Origin of the sequence: Streptomyces sp. NPDC088762 (assembly GCF_044750905.1) — a bacterium.
Taxonomy (GTDB): Bacteria; Actinomycetota; Actinomycetes; order Streptomycetales; family Streptomycetaceae; genus Streptomyces.
The window spans coordinates 12,353-34,167 of record NZ_JBIVKT010000022.1; the positions used below are offsets into that span (position 1 = coordinate 12,353).

General features: G+C 72.5%; 15 protein-coding genes. 12 read left to right on the top strand and 3 right to left on the bottom strand.

The annotated features are described in order from the left end of the window. The first annotated feature begins 142 nt into the window (after positions 1-142). Positions 143-1,255: a glycosyltransferase family 4 protein gene (locus ACIP5M_RS33065; RefSeq protein ID WP_401203879.1), complete on the top strand. Its 1,113-nt coding sequence runs from the start codon at positions 143-145 to the stop codon at positions 1,253-1,255. Positions 1,256-1,778: 523 nt separating this feature from the next. On the opposite strand, the gene ACIP5M_RS33070 is transcribed toward ACIP5M_RS33065, so the two are convergent. Next, positions 1,779-3,404, bottom strand: a complete 1,626-nt coding sequence (locus ACIP5M_RS33070) for a PucR family transcriptional regulator (RefSeq protein ID WP_401203882.1) — start codon at positions 3,402-3,404, stop codon at positions 1,779-1,781. 180 nt (positions 3,405-3,584) lie between these two features. Between ACIP5M_RS33070 and ACIP5M_RS33075 the strand changes: the two genes are divergently transcribed. Further along, entirely contained in the window at positions 3,585-5,126 is a 1,542-nt protein-coding gene (locus ACIP5M_RS33075) for an APC family permease (protein WP_401203885.1), read from the top strand. Between the two features lie 11 nt (positions 5,127-5,137). Then, a complete protein-coding gene (locus ACIP5M_RS33080) occupies positions 5,138-6,769 on the top strand; it encodes an FAD-dependent oxidoreductase (protein WP_401203887.1) in 1,632 nt (543 codons plus the stop codon). A gap of 4 nt (positions 6,770-6,773) precedes the next feature. Here ACIP5M_RS33080 and ACIP5M_RS33085 read toward each other — a convergent pair whose 3' ends face one another. Together ACIP5M_RS33085 and ACIP5M_RS33090 are read right to left on the bottom strand one after the other, a co-directional pair. Beyond that, positions 6,774-8,156: an FAD-binding oxidoreductase gene (locus ACIP5M_RS33085; protein WP_401203890.1), complete on the bottom strand. Its 1,383-nt coding sequence runs from the start codon at positions 8,154-8,156 to the stop codon at positions 6,774-6,776. Positions 8,157-8,265: 109 nt separating this feature from the next. Next, positions 8,266-10,077, bottom strand: a complete 1,812-nt coding sequence (locus tag ACIP5M_RS33090) for a glycoside hydrolase family 15 protein (RefSeq protein WP_401204148.1) — start codon at positions 10,075-10,077, stop codon at positions 8,266-8,268. Between the two features lie 472 nt (positions 10,078-10,549). Between ACIP5M_RS33090 and ACIP5M_RS33095 the strand changes: the two genes are divergently transcribed. The 9 genes from ACIP5M_RS33095 to ACIP5M_RS33135 all read left to right on the top strand — a co-directional run bounded on the left by ACIP5M_RS33095 (position 10,550) and on the right by ACIP5M_RS33135 (position 21,689). After that, complete coding sequence (locus ACIP5M_RS33095) at positions 10,550-12,202, top strand: CTP synthase (RefSeq protein WP_401203893.1); 1,653 nt, start codon at positions 10,550-10,552, stop codon at positions 12,200-12,202. 83 nt (positions 12,203-12,285) lie between these two features. After that, positions 12,286-12,936: an NUDIX domain-containing protein gene (locus tag ACIP5M_RS33100; RefSeq protein ID WP_401203895.1), complete on the top strand. Its 651-nt coding sequence runs from the start codon at positions 12,286-12,288 to the stop codon at positions 12,934-12,936. A gap of 303 nt (positions 12,937-13,239) precedes the next feature. After that, the gene (locus tag ACIP5M_RS33105; protein ID WP_401203898.1) at positions 13,240-15,219 is read left to right on the top strand and encodes a tetratricopeptide repeat protein; all 1,980 of its coding nucleotides are present in this window, start codon (positions 13,240-13,242) and stop codon (positions 15,217-15,219) included. A 153-nt stretch (positions 15,220-15,372) separates the two neighbouring features. Then, the gene (gene ald, locus ACIP5M_RS33110; protein ID WP_401203900.1) at positions 15,373-16,488 is read left to right on the top strand and encodes an alanine dehydrogenase; all 1,116 of its coding nucleotides are present in this window, start codon (positions 15,373-15,375) and stop codon (positions 16,486-16,488) included. 416 nt (positions 16,489-16,904) lie between these two features. Further along, positions 16,905-17,942, top strand: a complete 1,038-nt coding sequence (locus ACIP5M_RS33115) for a ParA family protein (RefSeq protein ID WP_401203903.1) — start codon at positions 16,905-16,907, stop codon at positions 17,940-17,942. Then, on the top strand, positions 17,927-18,421 hold the full coding sequence (locus ACIP5M_RS33120) for a hypothetical protein (RefSeq protein ID WP_401203905.1): 495 nt from the start codon (positions 17,927-17,929) through the stop codon (positions 18,419-18,421). Before ACIP5M_RS33115 ends, ACIP5M_RS33120 begins: the two co-directional genes overlap by 16 nt. Positions 18,422-18,622: 201 nt before the next feature. Next, positions 18,623-19,705, top strand: a complete 1,083-nt coding sequence (locus tag ACIP5M_RS33125) for a segregation/condensation protein A (protein WP_401204151.1) — start codon at positions 18,623-18,625, stop codon at positions 19,703-19,705. After that, positions 19,702-20,373, top strand: a complete 672-nt coding sequence (scpB, locus tag ACIP5M_RS33130) for an SMC-Scp complex subunit ScpB (RefSeq protein ID WP_401203908.1) — start codon at positions 19,702-19,704, stop codon at positions 20,371-20,373. The genes ACIP5M_RS33125 and scpB overlap by 4 nt, the downstream gene beginning before the upstream one ends. Then, positions 20,373-21,689: a pseudouridine synthase gene (locus ACIP5M_RS33135; RefSeq protein WP_401203911.1), complete on the top strand. Its 1,317-nt coding sequence runs from the start codon at positions 20,373-20,375 to the stop codon at positions 21,687-21,689. The genes scpB and ACIP5M_RS33135 overlap by 1 nt, the downstream gene beginning before the upstream one ends. Positions 21,690-21,815: the final 126 nt, after the last annotated feature.

Below are 21,815 nucleotides of genomic sequence, written 5' to 3' on the forward strand. Positions count from 1 at the left end.
CTCCACTAGCCCGTGTGGGTGAGGCTGGGGGGTGTCCTGCGGTATCTCTCACGGCATCCGCACTCGTATGGTCCCGGAACGCGCGTGCGGACTGGCATTCTGGGCCACGTCTCTGACCCCCCTCACCCTGGAGCTTCGGCCCGTGAGCAGCTCCCCGGTCTCCGCCCCCCTCCCGGCACAGCCCTACGGGCGGCCGCCGCTCCGTACCGTCCAAGTGCTGGGCGGGGCCGCGGGCGTGGGCAGCAGCGCGCACGTGCGGTCGCTCACGACCGGCCTCGCCGCGCGCGGGGTACGGGTCACGGTGTGCGCGCCCGTCGAGGCGGAGGGGGAGTACGACTTCACCGGCGCCGGCGCGCAGTTCGAGCCCGACGCGGTGGGCGCGCTGCGGGCCGCCTGCGCCGGGGCCGATGTGGTGCACGCGCACGGGGTGCGGGCCGGGTTGCGGGCCGCGCTCGCCCTGCGGGGGCGCCGGGTGCCGCTGGTGGTCAGCTGGCACGGCGACGGCCCGGCGGCCGCCGGGGCGCTCGGGCGGCTGGGCCGGATGCTGGAGCGGCACGTGGCCCGGGCCGCGGCGGTGGTCTTGGGGGCCTCCTCGGACCAGGTGGACCTCGCCCGGCTGAGGGGTGCGCGGGACGCGCGGCTGGCGCCGGTCGCCGTGCCGGCGGCGGGGACGGACGCCGAGCCCGGCAAGGCGCGGGCGGAGCTCGGCGCGGTGGCGCGGCCGTTGCTGATCGCGGTCGGGAGCCTGGTGCCGCACCGCGGGTACTCGGTACTGCTCGACGCCGCGCGGGAGTGGCGGACGCTGGAGCCGGTACCGCTGCTGGTGATCGCGGGGGAGGGGCCGCTGCGGGCCGGACTGTCCCGGCGGATCGAGGCCGAGGAACTCCCCGTACGGCTGCTGGGGCGGCGCCGGGACGCGGCTGCGCTGCTGGCGGCGGCGGACGTGGCCGTACTGCCGAGCCGGTGGGAGGACCGGGCCCTGCTGGCGCAGGAGGCGCTGCGGGCGGGGGTGCCGCTGGTCGCGACGGAGGTGGGGGGCGTGCGGGAGCTGGTGGGGGAGGGCGCGGTGCTGGTCCCGCCGGGGGACGCGGGGGCGCTCGCCGCGGCCGTGACCGGTCTGCTGGCGGACCCGGACCGCCGGGCCGAGCTGGTTGCCGCCGGGCGGGCGCAGGCCGCGTCGTGGCCGTCGGAGGACGACACGGTGGCGCAGGTGCTGTCCGTCTACGACGAGCTGACGGAGCGGGGCCGCCGCTAGCCGCCGCCCTCCGGGGGCCGGTCCGGGTCCCCGCGCCTCAATCGCCGGCGGGCTGGGTTTCCGCCCTGCGCGGGTGCGGGTTCAAGATCGGGGCTCCGCCCCGGACCCCGCGCCTCAAACGCCGGCGAGGCTGGAGTTGCCGGCGAGGCTGGTGTTGCCCGGCGAGGCTCGAGTTGCCGGCGAGGGTGGTGTTGCCCGGCGGGGCTGGGTCTGCCCGGCGGTGGGGTCCGGGGCGGAGCCCCGGGGAACGGTGGAAGGGCGGGTAGGGGACACGCCCCGCAGGGCCGGCCACTGACACCCCGCCTCGAGCCGGCCGCAGCACCGCATGCCGTGTCCGTGCCCGCACGCGCCGCCAGGCGGCCCGGTACCTGAGCCCGCGCTGACCGCTCTGTGCCCGCACCCGCCCCCCAGCGTGGCACCCAGAGGGCGTGGCCGGCTCCCGCCCAGCCGTCGTCGGACGGAGTCCGGCGCAGCGGCGCGAAGCCGGGGAGGCCCGCCAGGGCCGAGCCGTGCGAGAGCCGCGTCAGGAAGGAGCAGGAGCGTGGCGGCGGGCGCGGAGGGCCAGGCTGAGGGAGAGGACCGTTTCGGGGTCGTCCAGGTCCGTGCCCAGGAGTTCCGAGATGCGGGCCAGGCGGTTGTAGAGGGTCTGGCGGTTCAGGTGGAGCTCCCGGGCCGTCTCCGCCTTGCGGCCCGCGTGGGCCAGGTACGTCTCCAGGGTGGGGAGCAGGGGCGGGCGCGACGTCGTGTCGTGGGTGCGGAGCGGGCCGATCGCCCGGTCCACAAAGGCCGCCAGGTCGGGGTGTTCGCGCAGGCGCCACAGGAGGAGGTCGATGTCCAGCCTCCTCGCGTCGTACCACGGGCGGGCCGGCAGCCCGTGCGCCGCCGTGGCGGTCTCCGCGGCGTGGCGCAGGCCCGCAGAGGCGGCCGCCCAGCCCCCGGCGACCCCGACGACCACCGCAGGCGGCGCCCCCGCACGGTCGAGGCCCGCGCGCTCCACGCCCGCCCGCAGGGCCGTGGCCACCCGGTCCGCGACCGCCGTGCGTTCCGATTCGGTGCGCAGGGAGACCAGCAGCGGCACGCGGCCCTCCACCGGGCGGACCCCCAGCAGCACCGGAACCCCGACCGACGACAGCTCCTCCAGGACCGCGCGGGCCAGGACCGCCCAGTTCCCCGAGGGGGCCAGTTCCGACGACAGCCGCATCACGATCGGCAGCAGCGGTCCCGCCCCCGGCTTGAAGCCCAGTACGCGCGCCTGCGCCGGGGCGTCCTCCGCCGAGATGCGGCCCTCCGCCAGGTCCGTCAGGAAGTCGCCGCGGCCGCGCGCCGCCAGCTCCTCCTCCTGACGGGCCTGCATCAGCACGACGGCCAGGACACCGGCCGTGCGCTCCGCCGCCATCCGGTGGACCGGCTGCAGCGGGGCCGAGACCCCGACCAGGACCACCCGCGCGCGCACCGAGCCCGTGCCGTGGCCGCCGCCCGGGACGTCGATCACCACCGTGTTCGCCGACGGCTCGGCCTCGCGCTGGCCGCGCAGGCCCTCCCACACCTGCAGCGGATCGGCGCCCGCGTCGCCGCCCGAGCTGGCGGCCGCGTACAGCAGCTGCCCGTCGGGGGTCTCCAGGAAGACCGGGTTCCCCGTGAAGTCGGCCAGGATCCGCAGGACTTGTGGGATGCCGCCGCCGCCCAGCAGGGCCTCCGTACATCGCCGGTGGACCTCCTCGGCCCGCTGGAGCAGCGCGTAGTGGTGGTTGACGATCTCGGTGTGGATCTCCTCCGTGACCGTGACGAAGGGGACCTCGCGGTGGAGTTGGACGAGGGGGAGGCCCGCCGTGCGGGCCGTTTCCACGAGCGTCGCCGGGAGCCTGGTGAAGCGCGGGCCCAGCTCGACCACCAGCGCCGCGATGCCCCGGTCCGCGAGGCGGCGTACGAAGGCGCGCTGCTCGGCGGGCCGGGTGCCGAGGCCCAGACCCGTCGTCAGAAGCAGTTCCCCGCCCTTGAGCAGGGACGCGATGTTCGGCACCTCGCCCGCGTGCACCCAGCGGACGGTCCGGCCCAGCCGGTCGGCGCAGGCCACCACCTCCGGCAGCCCGCTGCGCAGCCCCGGCAGCTCAAGTGCCCGCTGAACCGTGATTCCGCCCTGGTTGTCCATGCGCGGGACGCTACCGCCAGGCCTGTTCCGTGCACATCACCGGCCGGTTACGGACGGCCATGTGCGCCCGTCCGGCCCGACAACTCGTCGCCCCCGCAACAAGATTATCGGACCACGTGCCGATTGTGGTCTGCGTCACGCGGGGCGAGAGTGGGCGCCCTCCACACGGAAGAGGAAGCCATGAGCAGAGGTATCACCGGTCAGCCACCCGAGGCGTCGACAACTCCGCAGGTGCAGCGGCTCAAAGCCAACTCGGTCGGACTGGTCGGCGTCGTCTTCATGGCCGTCGCCACCGCCGCCCCGATCACCGCCATGACCGGCAACCTCCCCATCGCCGTCGGCTTCGGCAACGGCACCGGCGCACCGGCCGGTTATCTCTTCGCGACGCTCGTCCTGACGGTCTTCGCGGTCGGTTACGTGGCCATGGCCAAGCGGATCACGGCAGCCGGAGCCTTCTACGGCTACATCTCGCACGGCCTCGGCCGGATCGCCGGCATGGCGTCCGGGATGCTCGCCGTCCTCGCCTACATCGTCTTCGAGGCCTCGATCGTCGGGGTCTTCTCCTACTTCGCCAAGACCACCGTCCACGACCAGCTCGGCGTCGACCTGCCCTGGGTCCTGTACGCGGCCGCCATGCTCGCCGTCACCGCCGCCCTGGCCCACTTCGACATCAACCTCACCGCCAAGGCCCTCGGCGTGATGCTCGTCGCCGAGATCGCCGTCCTGTTCGCCGTCGCCACCGCCGTGCTCATCGCGGGCGGCGGCCCGGACGGGATCCCGGTGGAGCCCGTCAACCCCAAGAACGCCTTCACCGGCACCTCCGCCGGCCTCGGCCTCTTCTTCGCCTTCTGGTCCTGGGTCGGCTTCGAGTCCACCGCCATGTACGGCGAGGAGTCCCGCGACCCCAAGCGGGTCATCCCCAAGGCGACACTGATCTCCGTCGTCGGCGTCGGCCTCTTCTACATCTACGTCTCCTGGATGACCATCGCCGGCAACGGCCTGGCGAAGTCCGTGGAACTGTCCGCCTCCGCCAGCCCCCTGGACCTCTTCTTCGCCCCCACCGAGACCTTCATCGGCGCATGGGCCGTCGACGCCTTCCAATGGCTGCTGCTCACCGGCTCCTTCGCCTGCGGCATGGCCTTCCACCAGTGCGCGGCCCGCTACCTCTACGCGATCGGCCGCGAGGGCTTCCTGTCCCCGAAGCTCGGCCGCACCCACGTCAGGCACGGCTCGCCGTACGTGGCCTCGGTGGTGCAGACCGCCATCGCCACCGCGCTCGTCGCCGGTTTCTGGCTCACCGGACAGGACCCGTACCTGCACCTGTACACCCTGCTCGCGATCCTGGGCACGATGGCCATCCTGATCGTCCAGACGCTCTGCTCCTTCGCCGTCATCGGGTACTTCCGCAAGAACCACCCGGAGGACCGGCACTGGTTCAAGACCATGACCGCGCCGCTGCTCGGCGGTGTCGGCATGACCGCCGTCGTGGTCCTGCTGGTGCTGAACATGGAGACCGCCGCCGGGGCCGCGGCCGGCTCGCTGTTCTTCAAGCTCATCCCGTGGATCGTCGGCGCCGTCTTCCTCGGCGGCCTCGGGCTCGGCTTCTGGCTCAAGGCGAAGGCCCCCGCGCGCTACGAGATCATCGGCCGGATCGTCCTGGAAGACGCCACCGAGCGCGCCGACGCCCCCTCCTCCCCCTCCACCACCGCCGCGAACGTCTGAGGAGCTCCACCATGGCACGTACGCCCGTGATGCACGCCCTGCGCAGGCTCGCCGCCGAGCACGCCGCCGCCCGGCGCCTCGGCCTGCCCGCCGCCGAGGTCCGCGGCTCCACCCGCCGCGAACTCCTCGGCCGCGCCGCCGCCCTCGGCCTCGGTACCGCCCTCGCCTCCACCGCCACCGCCCACGCCGCCGGATCCGCCCCCGCCCCCGCCAAGAAGCCCGTCGGGCCCGCCCGCGTCGCCGTCGTCGGCGCCGGCATCTCCGGCCTGACCGCCGCCCTCACCCTCAAGGACGCGGGCATCCCCTGCACCCTCTACGAGGCCAACCCCGCCCGCGTCGGCGGCCGGATGTGGACCCAGCGCGACCACTGGGCGTACGGGCAGACCTCCGAGATCGGCGGCGAGCTCATCGACACCAGCCACAAGAAGATCCTGGAGCTGTGCCGGCGCTTCAACCTGCCCACCGAGGACTTCCTCGGCGGCGGCCCCAACGGGGCGGAGGAAGTCCTCTGGTTCAACGGCGAGTACTACTCCCGCACCCAGGCCGACGAGGACTTCAAGGCCGTCTACCAGGCGCTGCACCGCGACCTCGTGGACGCCGGCGAGGTCTCCTGGAACTCCAGCACCCCCGCCGGCACGGCCCTCGACAACATGACCCTGTACGAGTGGATCGAGACCCGCGTCCCCGGCGGCCACGGCTCCCGGCTCGGCCGTTTCATCGACGTGGCCTACAACGTCGAGTACGGCGCCGACACCGACCGGCAGTCCGCCCTCGCGCTGGTCCTCCTGATGGGCTACCAGCCCAACCCCGGCAACTTCAACGTCTGGGGCCTGTCCAACGAGCGCTACCACATCACCGGCGGCAACGACCAGCTGCCGAGGGCCATCGCCGCCGCACTGCCCGCCGGCACCCTGGTGATGGGCCGCGAGCTGGTCGCCGTACGCGCCAACGCCGACGGCACCCAGACCCTCACCTTCAACGACTCCGGCGCCACCCGGACCGTCGTCGCCGACCACACCGTCCTGTGCCTGCCGCTGCCGATCCTCCAGCGCATCGACACCTCCGGGGCCGGCTTCGACCCGCTGATGCGCAACCTGCTCAGGGACGCCAGGATGGGCTACTGCACCAAGCTCAACATGCAGTTCACCGCCCGCCCCTGGCGCGGCACGGGACCCTGGCCCGGCGTCTCCGCCGGCGACTGCTTCACGGACTCCACCGTCCAGCAGACCTGGGACACCACCAAGGTGCAGCCCGGCACCGGCGGCATCCTGCTGCAGTACGGCGGCGGCACCCTGGCCGGGGCGCTCACCCCCGCGACCCCCTTCGCCACCGAGGCCGATCCGTACGTACGCGACCTCGCGGGCCGCGTCCTGACCGGCGTCGACTCCTTCTTCCCGGGCACCAAGGCGGTCTGGAACGGGCGCGCCCAGCTCTCCGCGTGGCACCGCAACCCCTACTCCCTGGGGGCGTACTCGTACTGGCCCACCGGCTACCTGCACCGCTACGCCAAGTACGAGGGCACCGCGCAGGGCAACGTCCACATCGGCGGCGAGCACTGCAGCTACGACTTCCAGGGCTTCATGGAGGGCGGCGCCACCGAGGGCGAGCGCGCGGCACGCGAGGTGATCGCCGCTCTCGCGTAGGTCCCTACAGCGGCTTGATGTTGTGGTTGGAGCGGAAGACGTTGTCCGGGTCGTACTCCCGCTTCAGCTCGCCCAGCCGCCGCATGTTCTCGGCGCCGAGGCCCGCGACCACCCGGTCGTGGCCCTCGTCCCCGGTGAAGTTGAGGTAGACCGCGCCGGTGCTCCACGGCCGGACATCGGCGCGGACGTCCTTGACCCACTGCCGGGCGCGTTCGTCGTCGGCCGGGTCCTCCCAGATCCCGAAGGGGTGCACCGCCCAGGGCGCGTCGCGGAACGGCACCGGGTAGTCGGCCGGGCCCTCGGCGATCGCGCCGCCCTGCGGCCACACCACGTGCTGGGTGCCGGTCGGCACCGGCATGGAGTCCGCGCGGGCGCAGAACACGTCCACGAACTCGTCGGGCACACCCGTCAGGTACTCCGCCGACCAGTAGTTCCGCATGCCCGGCGGGTCGTCGAGCATGCACTGCAGATCGGCGTACGGGATGGCGGTGACCATCTCCACCTCGTGCGGGATCGCCAGCAGCGGCGCGGCCAGCCTGCGCAGCTCCTCCTCGGGACCCGCGTACGTCACGAGCGCCCCCGCCAGCAGCAGGCCGACCAGGTGCGGCGGGACGAACTCCTCGGGCGGACCGGTCAGGTAGATGGCGCCGCCCGCGGCCTCGCGCGGCCCCGCTTCGATGACGTCCCGGTACGTACGGACCACCTCGGGCCCGCGCTCCGGCAGGTACAGCAGGAACGCGACGGACATCACCGGCAGTTCGTGCAGCCGCAGCGTCAGGGACGTCGCGATGCCGAAGTTCCCGCCGCCGCCGTGCAGCCCCCAGAACAGCTCGGGATGGTCCTGCGCCGTCGCCGTCACCATCTCGCCGTTCGCCGTCACCAGGTCCACGCCCAGCAGGTTGTCCACCGCCAGGCCGAACTTCCGGTCCAGCCACCCACTGCCGCCGCCCAGCACGAAGCCGCCGACCCCGGTGGTGGAGGCGCGGCCGCCGGTGGTCGCCAGCCCGTACGGCTCGCAGGCCCGGTCCAGGTGGCTCATCGTCGCGCCGCCCTCGACGCGGACGGCCGAGGCCCCCGGGTGGACCGTCACCGCGTGCATCCGGCGCAGGTCCACGACCACGCCACCGTCGTTGAGGGACATCCCGGCGACGCTGTGGCCGCCGCCGCGCACCGCGACGGGCAGGTCGAGCCGCCGCGCGAACCGCACGGCGGTCACCACGTCCACCGGGCTCTCGCACTGGGCGATGACGGCCGGCCTGCGGTCGATCATCGCGTTGAAGACCGTCCGGGCCTCGTCGTACCCCGGATCCTCCGGAGCGAAGACGTCGCCGGACAGGTCTTCGCGGAGCTCGGCGAGTGCCGTGCGCGCCTTCGAGAGGGGAGCCATGGCTACCCCCTTCCGGGAGGGGCGGAGGGGCCTACGACCCTTCCAGGCTAATCAGGCCCCGTACGCCCCGCTCGCCGTCAGCCCGGCTCGCGGTCAGCCCCGCTCGCCGTCAGCCGCCGTACGCCCCGCTCGCCGTCAGCCGCAGGGCCGTGTCGATCAGCGGAACGTGGCTGAAGGCCTGCGGGAAGTTCCCGACCTGCCGCTGGAGCCGCGGATCCCACTCCTCCGCGAGCAGCCCGAGGTCGTTGCGCAGCGACAGCAGCCGCTCGAAGAGCCGCCGGGCCTCGTCCACCCGCCCGATCATCGCCAGGTCGTCGGCCATCCAGAACGAGCAGGCCAGGAAGGCCCCCTCGTCGCCCTCCAGGCCGTCGACACCGGCCTCCTCGCCCGCCGTCGGGTAGCGCAGGATGAACCCGTCGGGCGTGGACAGCTCGCGCTGGATCGCCTCGATGGTGCCGATGACCCGCTTGTCGTCGGGCGGCAGGAAGCCCATCTGCGGGATCAGCAGCAGGGAGGCGTCCAGCTCCTTCGACCCGTACGACTGGGTGAACGTGTTGCGCTCCTTGTCGTAGCCCTTCTCGCACACGTCCTGGTGGATCTCGTCGCGCAGCTCGCGCCAGCGCTCCAGGGGGCCGTCCGCGTCCCCGCTCTCGATCAGCTTGATCGTGCGGTCCACGGCCACCCAGGCCATCACCTTCGAGTGCACGAAGTGGCGGCGCGGGCCGCGCACCTCCCAGATGCCCTCGTCCGGCTGGTCCCAGTGGGTCTCCAGGTAGCGGATCAGCTTGAGCTGGAGCAGCGAGGCGTAGTCGCTGCGGGCCAGGCCGGTCATGTGGCCCAGGTGCAGGGCCTCGGTGACCTCGCCGTACACGTCGAGCTGGAGCTGGCCGGCGGCGCCGTTTCCGACGCGGACCGGGCGGGAGTTCTCGTAGCCCGGCAGCCAGTCCAGCTCGGTCTCGCCGAGCTCCCGCTCGCCCGCGATCCCGTACATGATCTGCAGGTTCTCCGGGTCGCCGGCCACCGCGCGCAGCAGCCACTCGCGCCAGGCGCGGGCCTCTTCGCGGTAGCCGGTGCGCAGCAGCGACGACAGGGTGATGGCGGCGTCGCGCAGCCAGGTGTAGCGGTAGTCCCAGTTCCGGACGCCGCCGATCTCCTCCGGCAGGGAGGTGGTCGGAGCGGCGACGATCCCGCCCGTGGGGCCGTAGGTCAGGGCCTTGAGGGTGATCAGGGAGCGGACCACCGCCTCCCGGTAGGGCCCGTGGTACGTGCACTGTTCGACCCACTCGCGCCAGAACTCGGTGGTCGAGTCCAGCGCCGCCTCGGCGTCGGGGGCCTCCGGCGCGCCCTTGTGTGACCGCTCCCAGCTGATGCTGAAGGCCATCCGGTCGCCCGGCCCGACGGTGAAGTCGGAGTACGTGGTCAGGTCCTTGCCGTACGTCTGCGCGTCGGTGTCCAGCCAGACCGAGTCGGGGCCCGCGACGGCCACCGTGCGCCCGTCGACCTTGTGCACCCAGGGCACGACCCGCCCGTAGCTGAACCGCATGCGCAGCGCCGAGCGCATCGGGACGCGCCCGCTGACGCCTTCCACGATGCGGATCAGCTGCGGGGCGTGGTCCTCGCGGGGCGGCATGAAGTCGATCACGCGGACGGTGCCGCGCGGGGTCTCCCACTCCGATTCGAGCACGAGCGAGTCGCCGCGGTAGCGGCGGCGGGTGGCTCGCGGGGCCTCGGATCCCGCCGGGAAGGCCGGGCCGATCCGCCAGAAACCGTGATCTTCGGTGCCGAGAATGCTCGCGAAAATGGCATGGGAGTCGAAACGGGGCAGACACAACCAGTCCACCGCCCCGTCCCGGCAGACCAACGCCGCGGTCTGCATGTCCCCGATCAGTGCGTAATCCTCGATGCGCCCGGACACGTGCATCTCCAGTCGAACGGCCACGTCCGCCCCTAGGGGCGCTTGCATTGCGCGGTGCGCGGTCTCCTGTGTGTGGATCCCCGCGTGAGCCATGATTCCGTATACCGGCTCGGTTACGCCGTCCGACGGACTGCTCGGGCGGCGATGTGTGCGATATCCGAGCAGGATAGAACGGCACCCTAGTGATCTCCCGAAGCCCCCGGGGAATGCGGCTGCTCCAAACGGGTGACCTGCGCCTCCGCGGCCGCGGAGTCCTGCCGCGGCCCCGCCGCGACCCCGGAGGGAACCTCCGCGCCGCGTGGCCGGAGGCGGACCGGTCCGGGCGCTGATAGGCTGGTACCCCGTGGACCGGTGGTCTGCCTGTGCGAATCAGGAGCCCCGAAACCGCAGCTTCGGCGCCCCCTGAGACCCTTCCGGATCGACGGCGGCCGGTGCCGGACGCACTTCACCTCGCGACCACGGGAGCCCCCTCTTGGCGATGCCGCCCAAATCTCTGACGACCAAGCACATCTTCGTCACCGGGGGTGTCGCCTCCTCCCTCGGCAAGGGCCTGACGGCCTCCAGCCTGGGTGCGCTGCTGAAGGCGCGCGGCCTGCGGGTCACGATGCAGAAGCTCGACCCCTACCTGAACGTCGACCCGGGCACGATGAACCCGTTCCAGCACGGCGAGGTGTTCGTCACCAACGACGGCGCCGAGACCGACCTGGACATCGGCCACTACGAGCGCTTCCTCGACGTGGACCTCGACGGCTCGGCCAACGTCACCACCGGCCAGGTCTACAACACGGTCATCGCCAAGGAGCGGCGCGGCGAGTACCTCGGTGACACCGTGCAGGTCATCCCGCACATCACCAACGAGATCAAGCACCGCATCCGCCGCATGGCGACCGAGGACGTCGACGTCGTCATCACCGAGGTCGGCGGCACCGTCGGCGACATCGAGTCGCTGCCGTTCCTGGAGACCGTCCGCCAGGTCCGCCACGAGGTCGGCCGCGACAACGTCTTCGTCGTGCACATCTCGCTGCTGCCCTACATCGGCCCCTCCGGCGAGCTGAAGACCAAGCCCACCCAGCACTCCGTCGCGGCCCTGCGCAACATCGGCATCCAGCCCGACGCGATCGTGCTGCGCGCCGACCGCGACGTGCCCACCTCCATCAAGCGCAAGATCTCGCTGATGTGCGACGTGGACGAGGCGGCCGTGGTCGCGGCCATCGACGCCAAGTCGATCTACGACATCCCGAAGGTCCTGCACACCGAGGGCCTGGACGCGTACGTCGTGCGCAAGCTCGACCTGCCCTTCCGCGACGTGGACTGGACCGTCTGGGAGGACCTCCTGGACCGCGTCCACAACCCCGACCACGAGGTCAAGGTCGCGCTCGTCGGCAAGTACATCGACCTGCCGGACGCCTACCTGTCGGTGACCGAGGCGCTGCGCGCCGGCGGTTTCGCCAACAAGGCCCGCGTCCAGATCAAGTGGGTCACCTCCGACGACTGCAAGACCCCGGCGGGCGCGGCGGCGCAGCTGGCCGACGTGGACGCGATCTGCGTGCCCGGCGGCTTCGGCGACCGCGGCGTCAACGGCAAGGTCGGCGCGATCACCTACGCCCGCGAGAACAAGATCCCGCTGCTCGGCCTGTGCCTGGGCCTGCAGTGCGTGGTCATCGAGGCCGCGCGCAATCTGGCGGGCATCGAGGACGCGAACTCCACCGAGTTCGACGCCTCCACCGCCAACCCGGTCATCTCGACCATGGAGGAGCAGCTGGCCTTCGTCGAGGGCGCGGGCGACCTGGGCGGCACCATGCGCCTGGGCATGTACCCCGCGAAGCTCGCCGAGGGCTCCATCGTCCGCGAGGTCTACGGCGACCAGGCGTACGTGGACGAGCGCCACCGGCACCGCTACGAGGTGAACAACGCCTACCGCGGCGAGCTCGAGAAGAAGGCGGGCATCGTCTTCTCCGGCACCTCCCCGGACAACAAGCTCGTCGAGTACGTCGAGTACCCGCGCGAGGTGCACCCCTACCTGGTGGCCACCCAGGCCCACCCGGAGCTGCGCTCGCGCCCGACCCGCCCGCACCCGCTCTTCGCGGGCCTGGTCAAGGCGGCCGTGGAGCGGCAGCAGTCGGCGAAGTGACGGCCTGACAGCCCGACCGCATAACGTAGGCAGCCGGGGCACGCACCGTGCCCCGGCTGTCGCGTTTCGGAAAGGTACTGGCCATGGCCCTGGACAACGACAACGGCACCGCCATCGTGGACACACCGGAGTCGTGGGAGGTCGTCGCCTCGCGCACCCCGTTCCAGGGCGCGAAGACGGCCGTCCGCTCGGACCAGGTGCGGATGCCGGACCGGTCGGTGGTGCGCCGCGACTACCAGGTGCACCCCGGGTCGGTGTGCGTCCTCGCCCTCGACGAGCAGCAGCGGGTCCTGGTCCTCAAGCAGTTCCGGCACCCGGTGCGGCACCGGCTGTGGGAGCTGCCGGCGGGGCTGCTGGACGTGCCCGGGGAGAACCCGCTGCTCGCCGCGCAGCGGGAGCTGTACGAGGAGGCGCACGTCAAGGCGGAGGACTGGCGGGTGCTGGCCGACTTCTTCTCCTCGCCGGGGGGTTCCGACGAGGCGGTCCGGATCTTCCTCGCGCGTGACCTGTCCGAGGCGGAGGGCGCCCGGTACGCCGTCTCCGAGGAGGAGGCCGACATGGAGATCGCCCGCGTCCCGCTCGGCGACCTGGTCGCCGGAGTCCTGGCGGGCCGGCTGGGGAACCCGGGCCTGGTGACGGGCGTGCTCGCCCTGTCCGCCGCCCTCGCCTCCGGCGGGCTGGAGTCCCTGCGGCCCGCACTGGCCCCCTGGCCGGCCCGGCCGTACGAGGCCTAGGCCGTCTCTTTCGGATCTTGCCGGGCCCGCGGTGTCCGGTGCCGCACCTGGCCGCGTTGTCGGGGCACCCGAGTACGTCCCGTACACGGGTGCCCCTCCGCCTTGCCATGCACGGCACCGGACACGCGGGCTCGGCCGACAAGATCCGAAAGAGACGGCCTAGGCGGCGGAGCGCCCCGAGCGGCGAGTGAATAAGAGGACCATCGGCTGATCCGATTGGGGGATTTGTCCGCCGCGCTCCCCCCGGATCGTCGCTCTGCGTGAACTACGCTCGCAATCCGAAGCAGCGAGAGGAGCGGATCCGTGGCGGATTTCGTCGGGCGGCGGCGTGAGCTCAAGGAGCTGCGCGAGGACATCGCACGGACCGGGCTCGACACCCTCTCCGGCCGCAAGGCCAAGGCGCCCCGCGCGCGCGTCCTGCTGATCGCCGGGCGCCCGGGCTCCGGGCGGACCGCGCTGGCCGAGGCGTTCGTACGGGAGGTCGCCGAGCAGTATCCCGACGGGGTCCTCCGCACCCGGCTCACCACTCCCGGCGGGGAGAAGGTCGCCACCGAGCGGGCGCTCAGGGGCCTGATCGAAGCGCTCGGGCAGACCACGCCTCCCGGGGCCGCGGAGGACGAGCTCAGTTCCGCCCTGCGCACCGCGCTCGACGGGCGGCGAGTGATCGTCCTCGTCGACGACGCCGCCGACCCGCACCAGGTCGACGCCCTGCTCCCGGACACCCCCGAGTGCCTCGTCCTCGTCACCGCCGAGGGCCCGCTCACCGGGATCCCCGACGTGCGCCCCTGCACCCTGGGCGGCCTGGACACCCCCTCCGCCGTCCAGATGCTCGCCCACCGCATCGGCGACACCCGGATCACGGTCGACCCCCTCGCCGCCGAGGCGCTCGCCGAGGAATGCGGGGGCCAGCCCGCCGCTCTCTCCCTCGTCGGCGGCTGGCTCGCCGCCCACCCCAAGGCCTCCGTCGCCGATGTGGCCAAGCAGCTGCACGACAGCCCCGCCCCCGCCGGAGGACCGCTCGGCCGCGCCTTCCGGCTGGTCTACGAGTCCCTGCCGCAGCCCGCCCAGCGGACCCTGCGGCTCCTGCCCCTCGCCCCCGCCGGCAGCGTCGACTCCCACACCGCGTCCGCCCTCGCCGGCTGCTCCGTGGCCGCCGCCCAGTCCACCCTCGACGATTTCGCCGGCCTGGGCCTGCTGCGCCATGCCCACAACGGCCTCTTCCATCTGCCGGGCTGCCTGGTGCCCCTGCTCCGGACCGTGCTGGAGAACAACGAGCGCCCGGCCGAGGTGCAGCTCGCCCGGGCCCGGATGCTGGAGCGCACCGTACGGCTGCTGCACTCCTGCCGGGCCATGGCCGACCCCGACCAGGACGGTCAAGGCTTCCTCGGCGTACCGGAGAAGCTGGAGACCCTGCCGCGCGCCCTGCGCTTCCCCGACCGGCGGGCCGCCGCCACCTGGCTGGACACCCGGTTGCCCGCCCTCTCCGCCGCCGCGTCCCTCGCCGTGGCCGACGGTGAGCTGGACACGCTGGCCCGCCGGCTGGTCGCAGCCCTCGTACGGGCGCTCGCGGAGCACCGCGGCACCGCCGAGGCCGCCCCCGAGCTGTACGGGCTGCACCGCCTGGTCCTGGACGTGGCCGAGCGCCGGGGCCTGCACCGGGAGCAGGCCGCCGCCCTGCTGAACCTGGCCGACCTCGACGCCGAGACCGGCCGGACCCGTGAGGCGCTGGAGCGCTACCGGGCCGCGCTGGACGCGGGACGGGCCGCGAACGATCCCTACGCCACCGGCCGCGCGATGGAATCCGTAGGCGGGGCGTACCAGGAGCTGGCGGACTGGCACCGGGCCTCGGACTGGTTCGGCCGGGCGCTCGCCCAGGCGCACGCGCGGGGGGAGCGCGAGGACGAGGCCCGCCTGTACGGGCGGCTCGGAAACGTGCACACCTACGCGGGCCGCTACGGGGACGCGCTGCGCAGCTGGCGGGCCGCCGCCGCGGGTTACCGGCGGCTGGCCGATGTCCCGGGTCAGGCAAAGGCGTTGAGCGAGATGGCCCGGGTCCAGGAGTACGCCGGGCGGCCCGAGGAATCGCTGCACACCTGCCGCGAGGCGGTGGAGCTCGCGCGCCGTGCCGGGGACCAGCGGCTTCAGGCCGCGCTCCAGGTGCGGCTGGCCGACACGCTCGACCGTCTGGGCGACCCCGCGGCCGCCAGGCTGCACCGTTCCGCTGCCGACAGATTGCTGGGAGACGACCCCGCGGCCTGCGAAATCCGTAGTACTTCCGACTGAGATTATTCGTTTGCAAGGCTAGACAGCGAGTCATCCTTCATTAGACTGGGTTCACCGCGGCTTCCCGTGGTGCATCCCGTTGCGCGTTCTTGTGGGCGGGTATGTATGGAAGTGCCCCCGTTATTCCCCCTGAGTCAAGGACCGTGATCGACGATGAAGGTCGGCATCCCCCGCGAGGTCAAGAACAACGAGTTCCGTGTGGCCATCACCCCCGCCGGTGTCCACGAGCTCGTCCGTAACGGCCACCAGGTCTTCATCGAGCAGAACGCCGGTGTGGGCTCCTCGATCACGGACGCCGAGTACGTCTCGGCCGGCGCCGAGATCCTCGGTACCGCCGACGAGGTCTGGGCGACCGCTGATCTGCTGCTGAAGGTCAAGGAGCCGATCGCGGAGGAGTACCACCGCCTCCGCAAGGACCAGACCCTCTTCACCTACCTGCACCTCGCGGCCTCCCGCGAGTGCACGGACGCGCTGCTGGAGTCCGGCACCACCGCCATCGCCTACGAGACGGTGGAGCTCGCCAACCGCGCGCTGCCGCTGCTCGCCCCGATGTCCGAGGTCGCGGGCCGCCTGGCCCCGCAGGTCGGTGCCTACCACCTGATGCGCTCGGCCGGCGGCCGCGGCGTCCTCCCGGGCGGTGTCCCCGGCACCCACGCCGGCGAGTGCGTGGTCATCGGCGGCGGCGTCTCCGGCTGGAACGCCGCGCAGATCGCCATCGGCATGGGCTTCCACGTGACCCTGCTCGACAAGGACATCAACAAGCTCCGCGAGGCCGACAAGATCTTCGGCACGAAGATCAAGACGATCGTCTCCAACGCCTTCGAGCTCGAGAAGGCCGTCATCGAGGCCGACCTCGTCATCGGCGCGGTGCTGATTCCGGGTGCGAAGGCGCCGAAGCTGGTCACCAACGAGCTCGTCGCGAAGATGAAGCCCGGAAGTGTCCTTGTCGACATTGCGATCGACCAGGGCGGCTGCTTCGAGGACTCCCGTCCGACCACCCACGCCGAGCCGACCTTCCAGGTCCACAACTCGGTCTTCTACTGCGTCGCCAACATGCCGGGCGCGGTGCCGAACACCTCCACCTACGCCCTGACCAACGCCACGCTGCCCTACATCGTGCAGCTCGCGAACCTCGGCTGGGTCGAGGCGCTGCGTCGTGACCCGGCGCTCGCGCTGGGCCTCAACACCCATGACGGCCAGGTCGTTTACGGTCCGGTCGCCGAGGCCCACGGTCTCGAGACCCTCGAGCTGAGCACGCTGCTCGGCTGAAACGTCAACGACTGACGTCAATCTCACGTATCCGGCCGGACCTTGCCCGCAAGGTCCGGCCGGACGCGTTTGCGGCGTGCCCGCGGACCCCGCTCAACTCGCCTCGAACGTAACCCTTTAACCCTTTCGCACACCCGCGAAACTTCGCGGTGGCAGCCCGCACGCCCTTGACAGAGTGGTGTTCGGTTGCCGACACATCGTGCCGGGTCCGGCGGATTGTGTTGCCGCTGAGTGGTGACACGCCATAGAGTCGCCAACCGTCGGCATGGTGCCACGCTGACCTATCGATAAGTGTCCTGGTCACGTCCGAGGAGGTAAGACGACTTGTGAATGAGTCGACATTTGCTCCTGGGGGTGGTCGAGGGCTCGAAGCTGTCGGCTCCGTCGCAGTCCGCACCTTCGCAAACCACCAGCACATGACGACGCCCCAAAAGAGCATGGACGGCCTAGACGTGAACTCCAGGGCCGGCGACCTGAGCGGCGAACAGCCCGTGGGTTTCGCCGACTACGAAAACGTGCCCGAAGGGCACTTCTACGACCCCGACGCGGAGTACGAGCCCGACCCCGAGTACGCGGCCACCCTCGCCCCCGACGCTGCCCGCCAGCGCCGTGAGCGGATCGGCCCGACCGGACGCCCGCTCCCGTACTTCCCCATCCCCGGTCCGCTGACCGACCACGGTCCCGCGAAGATCATCGCGATGTGCAACCAGAAGGGCGGCGTGGGCAAGACCACGTCCACCATCAACCTGGGTGCCGCGCTCGCCGAGTACGGGCGCCGCGTGCTGCTCGTCGACTTCGACCCGCAGGGCGCGCTGTCCGTGGGCCTCGGCGTGAACCCGATGGAACTCGACCTGACGGTCTACAACCTGCTCATGGAGCGGGGCATGTCGGCCGACGAGGTGCTGCTCAAGACGGCGGTCCCCAACATGGACCTGCTGCCGAGCAACATCGACCTGTCCGCGGCCGAAGTGCAGTTGGTCAGCGAGGTCGCGCGCGAGTCGACCCTCCAGCGGGCCCTGAAGCCCCTGATGGCCGACTACGACTACATCGTGATCGACTGTCAGCCCTCGCTCGGCCTGCTGACCGTGAACGCCCTGACGGCGGCTCACAAGGTCATCGTCCCGCTGGAGTGCGAGTTCTTCGCGCTGCGCGGTGTGGCGCTGCTGACCGAGACCATCGAGAAGGTGCAGGAGCGGCTCAACCCCGAGCTGGAGCTCGACGGCATCCTCGCCACGATGTACGACTCCCGTACGGTGCACAGCCGCGAGGTGCTGGCGCGCGTCGTCGAGGCCTTCGACGACCACGTCTACCACACGGTCATCGGCCGCACGGTGCGCTTCCCGGAGACCACGGTCGCCGGTGAGCCGATCACGACGTACGCCTCCAACTCCGTCGGGGCCGCCGCCTATCGCCAGCTGGCCAGGGAGGTGCTCGCCCGGTGTCACGCCGAGTGAGTCTGCCCGGAGCCGACGAACTGTTCCGCACGACCGGGGGGATGGCCCTCCAGTCGTCCTCGCCGCGGCGCGGGGCCGAGGAGGCGTCGGGTCCGGAGCACTCGGCCGCCCCGGCCGACGGCTCGGCGGGCGAGGGCCGCAGCCGGGAGGCCGCGGCCGGCACGGAGCCCGGCGTGGGCGCACCCCGGCGGTCGCAGGAAGGTTCTGTCACCTCCCAGCCGGCCCGTCGGGGCAAGGGCCAGGGCCGGGGCGCGAACCGGCGCCCCAGCGGGCGCGAGCGGCACGACGAGAAGATCACGGTCTACGTCTCCGCCGAGGAGCTCATGGACCTGGAGCACGCGCGGCTGGTCCTGCGCGGCGAGCACGGGCTGGCGGTCGACCGCGGCCGTATCGTCCGCGAGGCGGTGGCGGTCGTCCTCGCCGACCTCGAGTCGCGCGGGGACGCGAGCATCCTCGTACGGAGACTGCGCGGCCGCTGACCGGCCCGCGGCCCGCCGCTCCGCCGACGGGGGGCGCCGGGTCCGTTCCGCCGAGCGCGAGCGTCCTCGTACCGAGACCGTCCGGGCCGCTGACCGGCCCGCGGCCCGCCGCTCCGCCGGCGGGGGTGGCGCTGGCTACGCTGGTCGCGGGTGAGCCCGCCCGGCCGCTCCGTCGCCACCTCCCGCACCACCTGGACCCCGATGCCCCTCCCCGCCGAATCCGGCCGACCGCCCCGCCGCCCGCTGGGCCGGGGTCCCGGTGCCCCGGAGGAGACCCCCGAGGCGCCTGGGACGCCCGCAGAGCGCCCGGGAGCGGCCGGGGCCGGGAACGGCCCGGACGGCACCCCCACAGCCCCTGAGGCCCCTGCCGGAGGCCCTGACGGCTCCCGGGCGCCCGCCGACGGCCTGGACCCGGGTGCGCCGGAGGCCGTTCCCCCTGCGGAGGCGGGCCGGGAGGGACCGCCCGACGCACCGCCCCCCGCCGGAGGCGAGGGCCGGTTCACCTTGCGGCTCGCCAACTTCGAGGGGCCCTTCGACCTGCTGCTCCAGCTGATCTCCCGGCACAAGCTGGACGTCACCGAGGTCGCGCTGTCCAAGGTCACCGACGAGTTCATGGCCCACATCCGGGCCATGGGCCCCGACTGGGACCTCGACCAGACCACCGAGTTCCTCGTCGTCGCCGCCACCCTCCTCGATCTGAAGGCCGCCCGGCTGCTGCCCGCCGCCGAGGTCGAGGACGAGGCCGACCTCGCCCTGCTGGAGGCCCGGGACCTGCTCTTCGCGCGCCTGCTCCAGTACCGGGCGTACAAGCGCATCGCCGCGATCTTCGAGGAGCGCGCCGAGGCCGAGGCCCGGCGATACCCGCGGACGGTGGGGCTGGAGCCGCACCACGCCGACCTGCTGCCCGAGGTCGTCATCAGCGTCGGCGCGGAGGGGTTCGCCCGCCTCGCCGTCAAGGCCATGCAGCCCAAGGCGAAACCCCAGGTCTACGTGGACCACATCCACGCACCGCTCGTCAGCGTGCGCGAACAGGCCGGGCTCGTCGTACGGATGCTGAAGGCCCGCGGGGAGGCCACCTTCCAGGAGCTCACCGAGGACGCCGCCGACACCCTCACCGTCGTCGCCCGCTTCCTGGCCCTCCTGGAGCTCTACCGCGAGAAGGCGGTGGTCCTCGACCAGGAGGACGCCCTGAAGACCCTGACCGTCCGCTGGACCGGCGGGGACGGCGACGGCATGCCGACCGTGACCGACGAGTTCGACCAGATCGTGGAGGCGAAGGATTGAACGGCGACGCGCACACGGCACATACGGCGACCACCGCGCACGCGGCGGGTGCGGTGGCCGCGCTCGACCTGAAGCCGGCCCTGGAGGCCGTCCTGATGGTCGTGGACGAGCCCGCGACCGAGGCGCACCTCGCCAAGGTGCTGGAGCGCACCCCGCGCGAGGTCGCGGACGCGCTGCGCGAGCTGGCCGACGAGTACACCGTCCAGGGGCGCGGCTTCGAGCTGCGGCTCGTCGCCGGGGGCTGGCGTTTCTACACGCGGGCGGAGTACGCCGACGCCGTCGAGCGGTTCGTCCTGGACGGCCAGCAGGCCCGGCTGACCCAGGCCGCACTGGAGACCCTGGCGGTGGTCGCGTACCGCCAGCCGGTGAGCCGCTCGCGGGTCTCGGCGGTGCGCGGAGTGAACTGCGACGGGGTCATGCGGACCCTGCTCCAGCGCGGTCTGGTCGCCGAGGCGGGCACGGAACCCGAAACAGGTGCGATCCTGTACAGGACGACGAACTACTTTCTGGAGCGGATGGGCCTGCGCGGCCTGGACGAGCTCCCGGAGCTCGCGCCCTTCCTCCCCGAGGCGGACGCGATCGAAGCCGAAACGCAAGAGGGTGTTCCGTCGTTCGATCCGGACGCACCGGACACTGATGAAGACGACGACAAGACGACGGACATTTGATGCGAAGCAGCGGCAACGGCAACGGTGGCAACAGGAACAGCGGCGGCGGTGGCGGCGGCGGGCGTGGTAACTCCCGCGGCGGCAGCTCCAGCGGCGGCGGTGGCTACCGCGGTGGCGGCGGCTCCGGCGGCGGCAGCGGCTCCGGCGGCCACCGCAGTGGCGGCGGCTCCGGCGGCGGTTACCGCTCCGGCGGCAGCGGCTCGGGTGGCAGCGGCTACCAGGGCGGCGGCTACCAGGGCGGCGGCTCCGATTCCCGCGACCGCGACCGCGACAGGCCGGCCCCCCGCATCCGCAACCCCCGCCCCGAGGAGCGTCGCTACGACGTGGGCCCCGAGGGCGAGCGCAGCGGACGCAGCGGCCCCAAGGCCGGCGGCGGCGGTGCCCGCGGCGCTGCCGCGCGCGGTGGCGCCAAGGGCGGCCCCAAGGCCCCCAGGACCCCCGGCGTCGGCGGGGCCGGCGGCCCGCGCCGCGGCCCGGGCAGCCGCAGCGGCCAGTCCCGTCCGCGTGAGCTGGACGCGCGCATCGAGGAGCGCGTGCGCGACCGGTACGCGGACAAGCCGGTCATCAAGACCCCGAAGACCTTCCCGGGCGCCGAGGAGGAAGGCGAGCGCCTGCAGAAGGTGCTCGCCCGGGCCGGCATGGGCTCGCGCCGCGCGTGCGAGGAACTGATCGAGCAGGCCCGCGTCGAGGTCAACGGCGAGATCGTGCTGGAGCAGGGCAAGCGGGTCCTGCCGAAGGACGAGATCAAGGTGGACGGTCTGACCGTCGCCACCCAGTCGTACCTGTTCTTCGCGCTGAACAAGCCGGCCGGCGTCGTCTCCACCATGGAGGACCCGGACGGCCGCCAGTGCCTCGGCGACTACGTCACCAACCGCGAGACCCGCCTCTTCCACGTCGGCCGGCTCGACACCGAGACCGAGGGCGTCATCCTGCTCACCAACCACGGTGAACTGGCCCACCGCCTCACGCACCCGAAGTACGGCGTGAAAAAGACGTACGTCGCCGCGATCACCGGCCCGCTGCCGCGCGACATCGGCAAGCGCCTCAAGGACGGCATCGAGCTGGAGGACGGCTGGGCCCGCGCCGACCACTTCCGCGTCGTGGACCAGGTCGGCAAGAACTACCTGGTCGAGGTGACCCTCCACGAGGGCCGCAAGCACATCGTCCGCCGCATGCTCGCGGAGGCCGGCTTCCCGGTCGAGAAGCTCGTCCGGACCTCCTTCGGCCCGATCGAGCTGGGCGACCAGAAGTCCGGCTGGCTGCGCCGCCTGACCAACACCGAGGTCGGCATGCTGATGCGGGAGGTCGGTCTGTAGGACCGACGCCTCGACCGACCGCTCCAGGTGTGAGAGCCCGCAGTGCCCCGAGGCACTGCGGGCTTTTCCCTTGTCCGGACCCCTCCCCCCTGTTTATAGTCAAGATGACTATTAAAGGGGAGGGAT

Excerpts from the sequence above, each read along its gene's own strand:
- ACIP5M_RS33070 (WP_401203882.1), bottom strand. The coding sequence starts at position 3,404 with ATGGACAACCAGGGCGGAATCACGGTTCAGCGGGCACTTGAGCTGCCG.
- ACIP5M_RS33075 (WP_401203885.1), top strand. The coding sequence starts at position 3,585 with ATGAGCAGAGGTATCACCGGTCAGCCACCCGAGGCGTCGACAACTCCG.
- ACIP5M_RS33080 (WP_401203887.1), top strand. The coding sequence starts at position 5,138 with ATGGCACGTACGCCCGTGATGCACGCCCTGCGCAGGCTCGCCGCCGAG.
- ACIP5M_RS33085 (WP_401203890.1), bottom strand. The coding sequence starts at position 8,156 with ATGGCTCCCCTCTCGAAGGCGCGCACGGCACTCGCCGAGCTCCGCGAA.
- ACIP5M_RS33090 (WP_401204148.1), bottom strand. The coding sequence starts at position 10,077 with ATGCACGTGTCCGGGCGCATCGAGGATTACGCACTGATCGGGGACATG.
- ACIP5M_RS33095 (WP_401203893.1), top strand. The coding sequence starts at position 10,550 with ATGCCGCCCAAATCTCTGACGACCAAGCACATCTTCGTCACCGGGGGT.
- ACIP5M_RS33100 (WP_401203895.1), top strand. The coding sequence starts at position 12,286 with ATGGCCCTGGACAACGACAACGGCACCGCCATCGTGGACACACCGGAG.
- ald (WP_401203900.1), top strand. The coding sequence starts at position 15,373 with ATGAAGGTCGGCATCCCCCGCGAGGTCAAGAACAACGAGTTCCGTGTG.
- ACIP5M_RS33115 (WP_401203903.1), top strand. The coding sequence starts at position 16,905 with ATGACGACGCCCCAAAAGAGCATGGACGGCCTAGACGTGAACTCCAGG.
- ACIP5M_RS33125 (WP_401204151.1), top strand. The coding sequence starts at position 18,623 with ATGCCCCTCCCCGCCGAATCCGGCCGACCGCCCCGCCGCCCGCTGGGC.
- ACIP5M_RS33135 (WP_401203911.1), top strand. The coding sequence starts at position 20,373 with ATGCGAAGCAGCGGCAACGGCAACGGTGGCAACAGGAACAGCGGCGGC.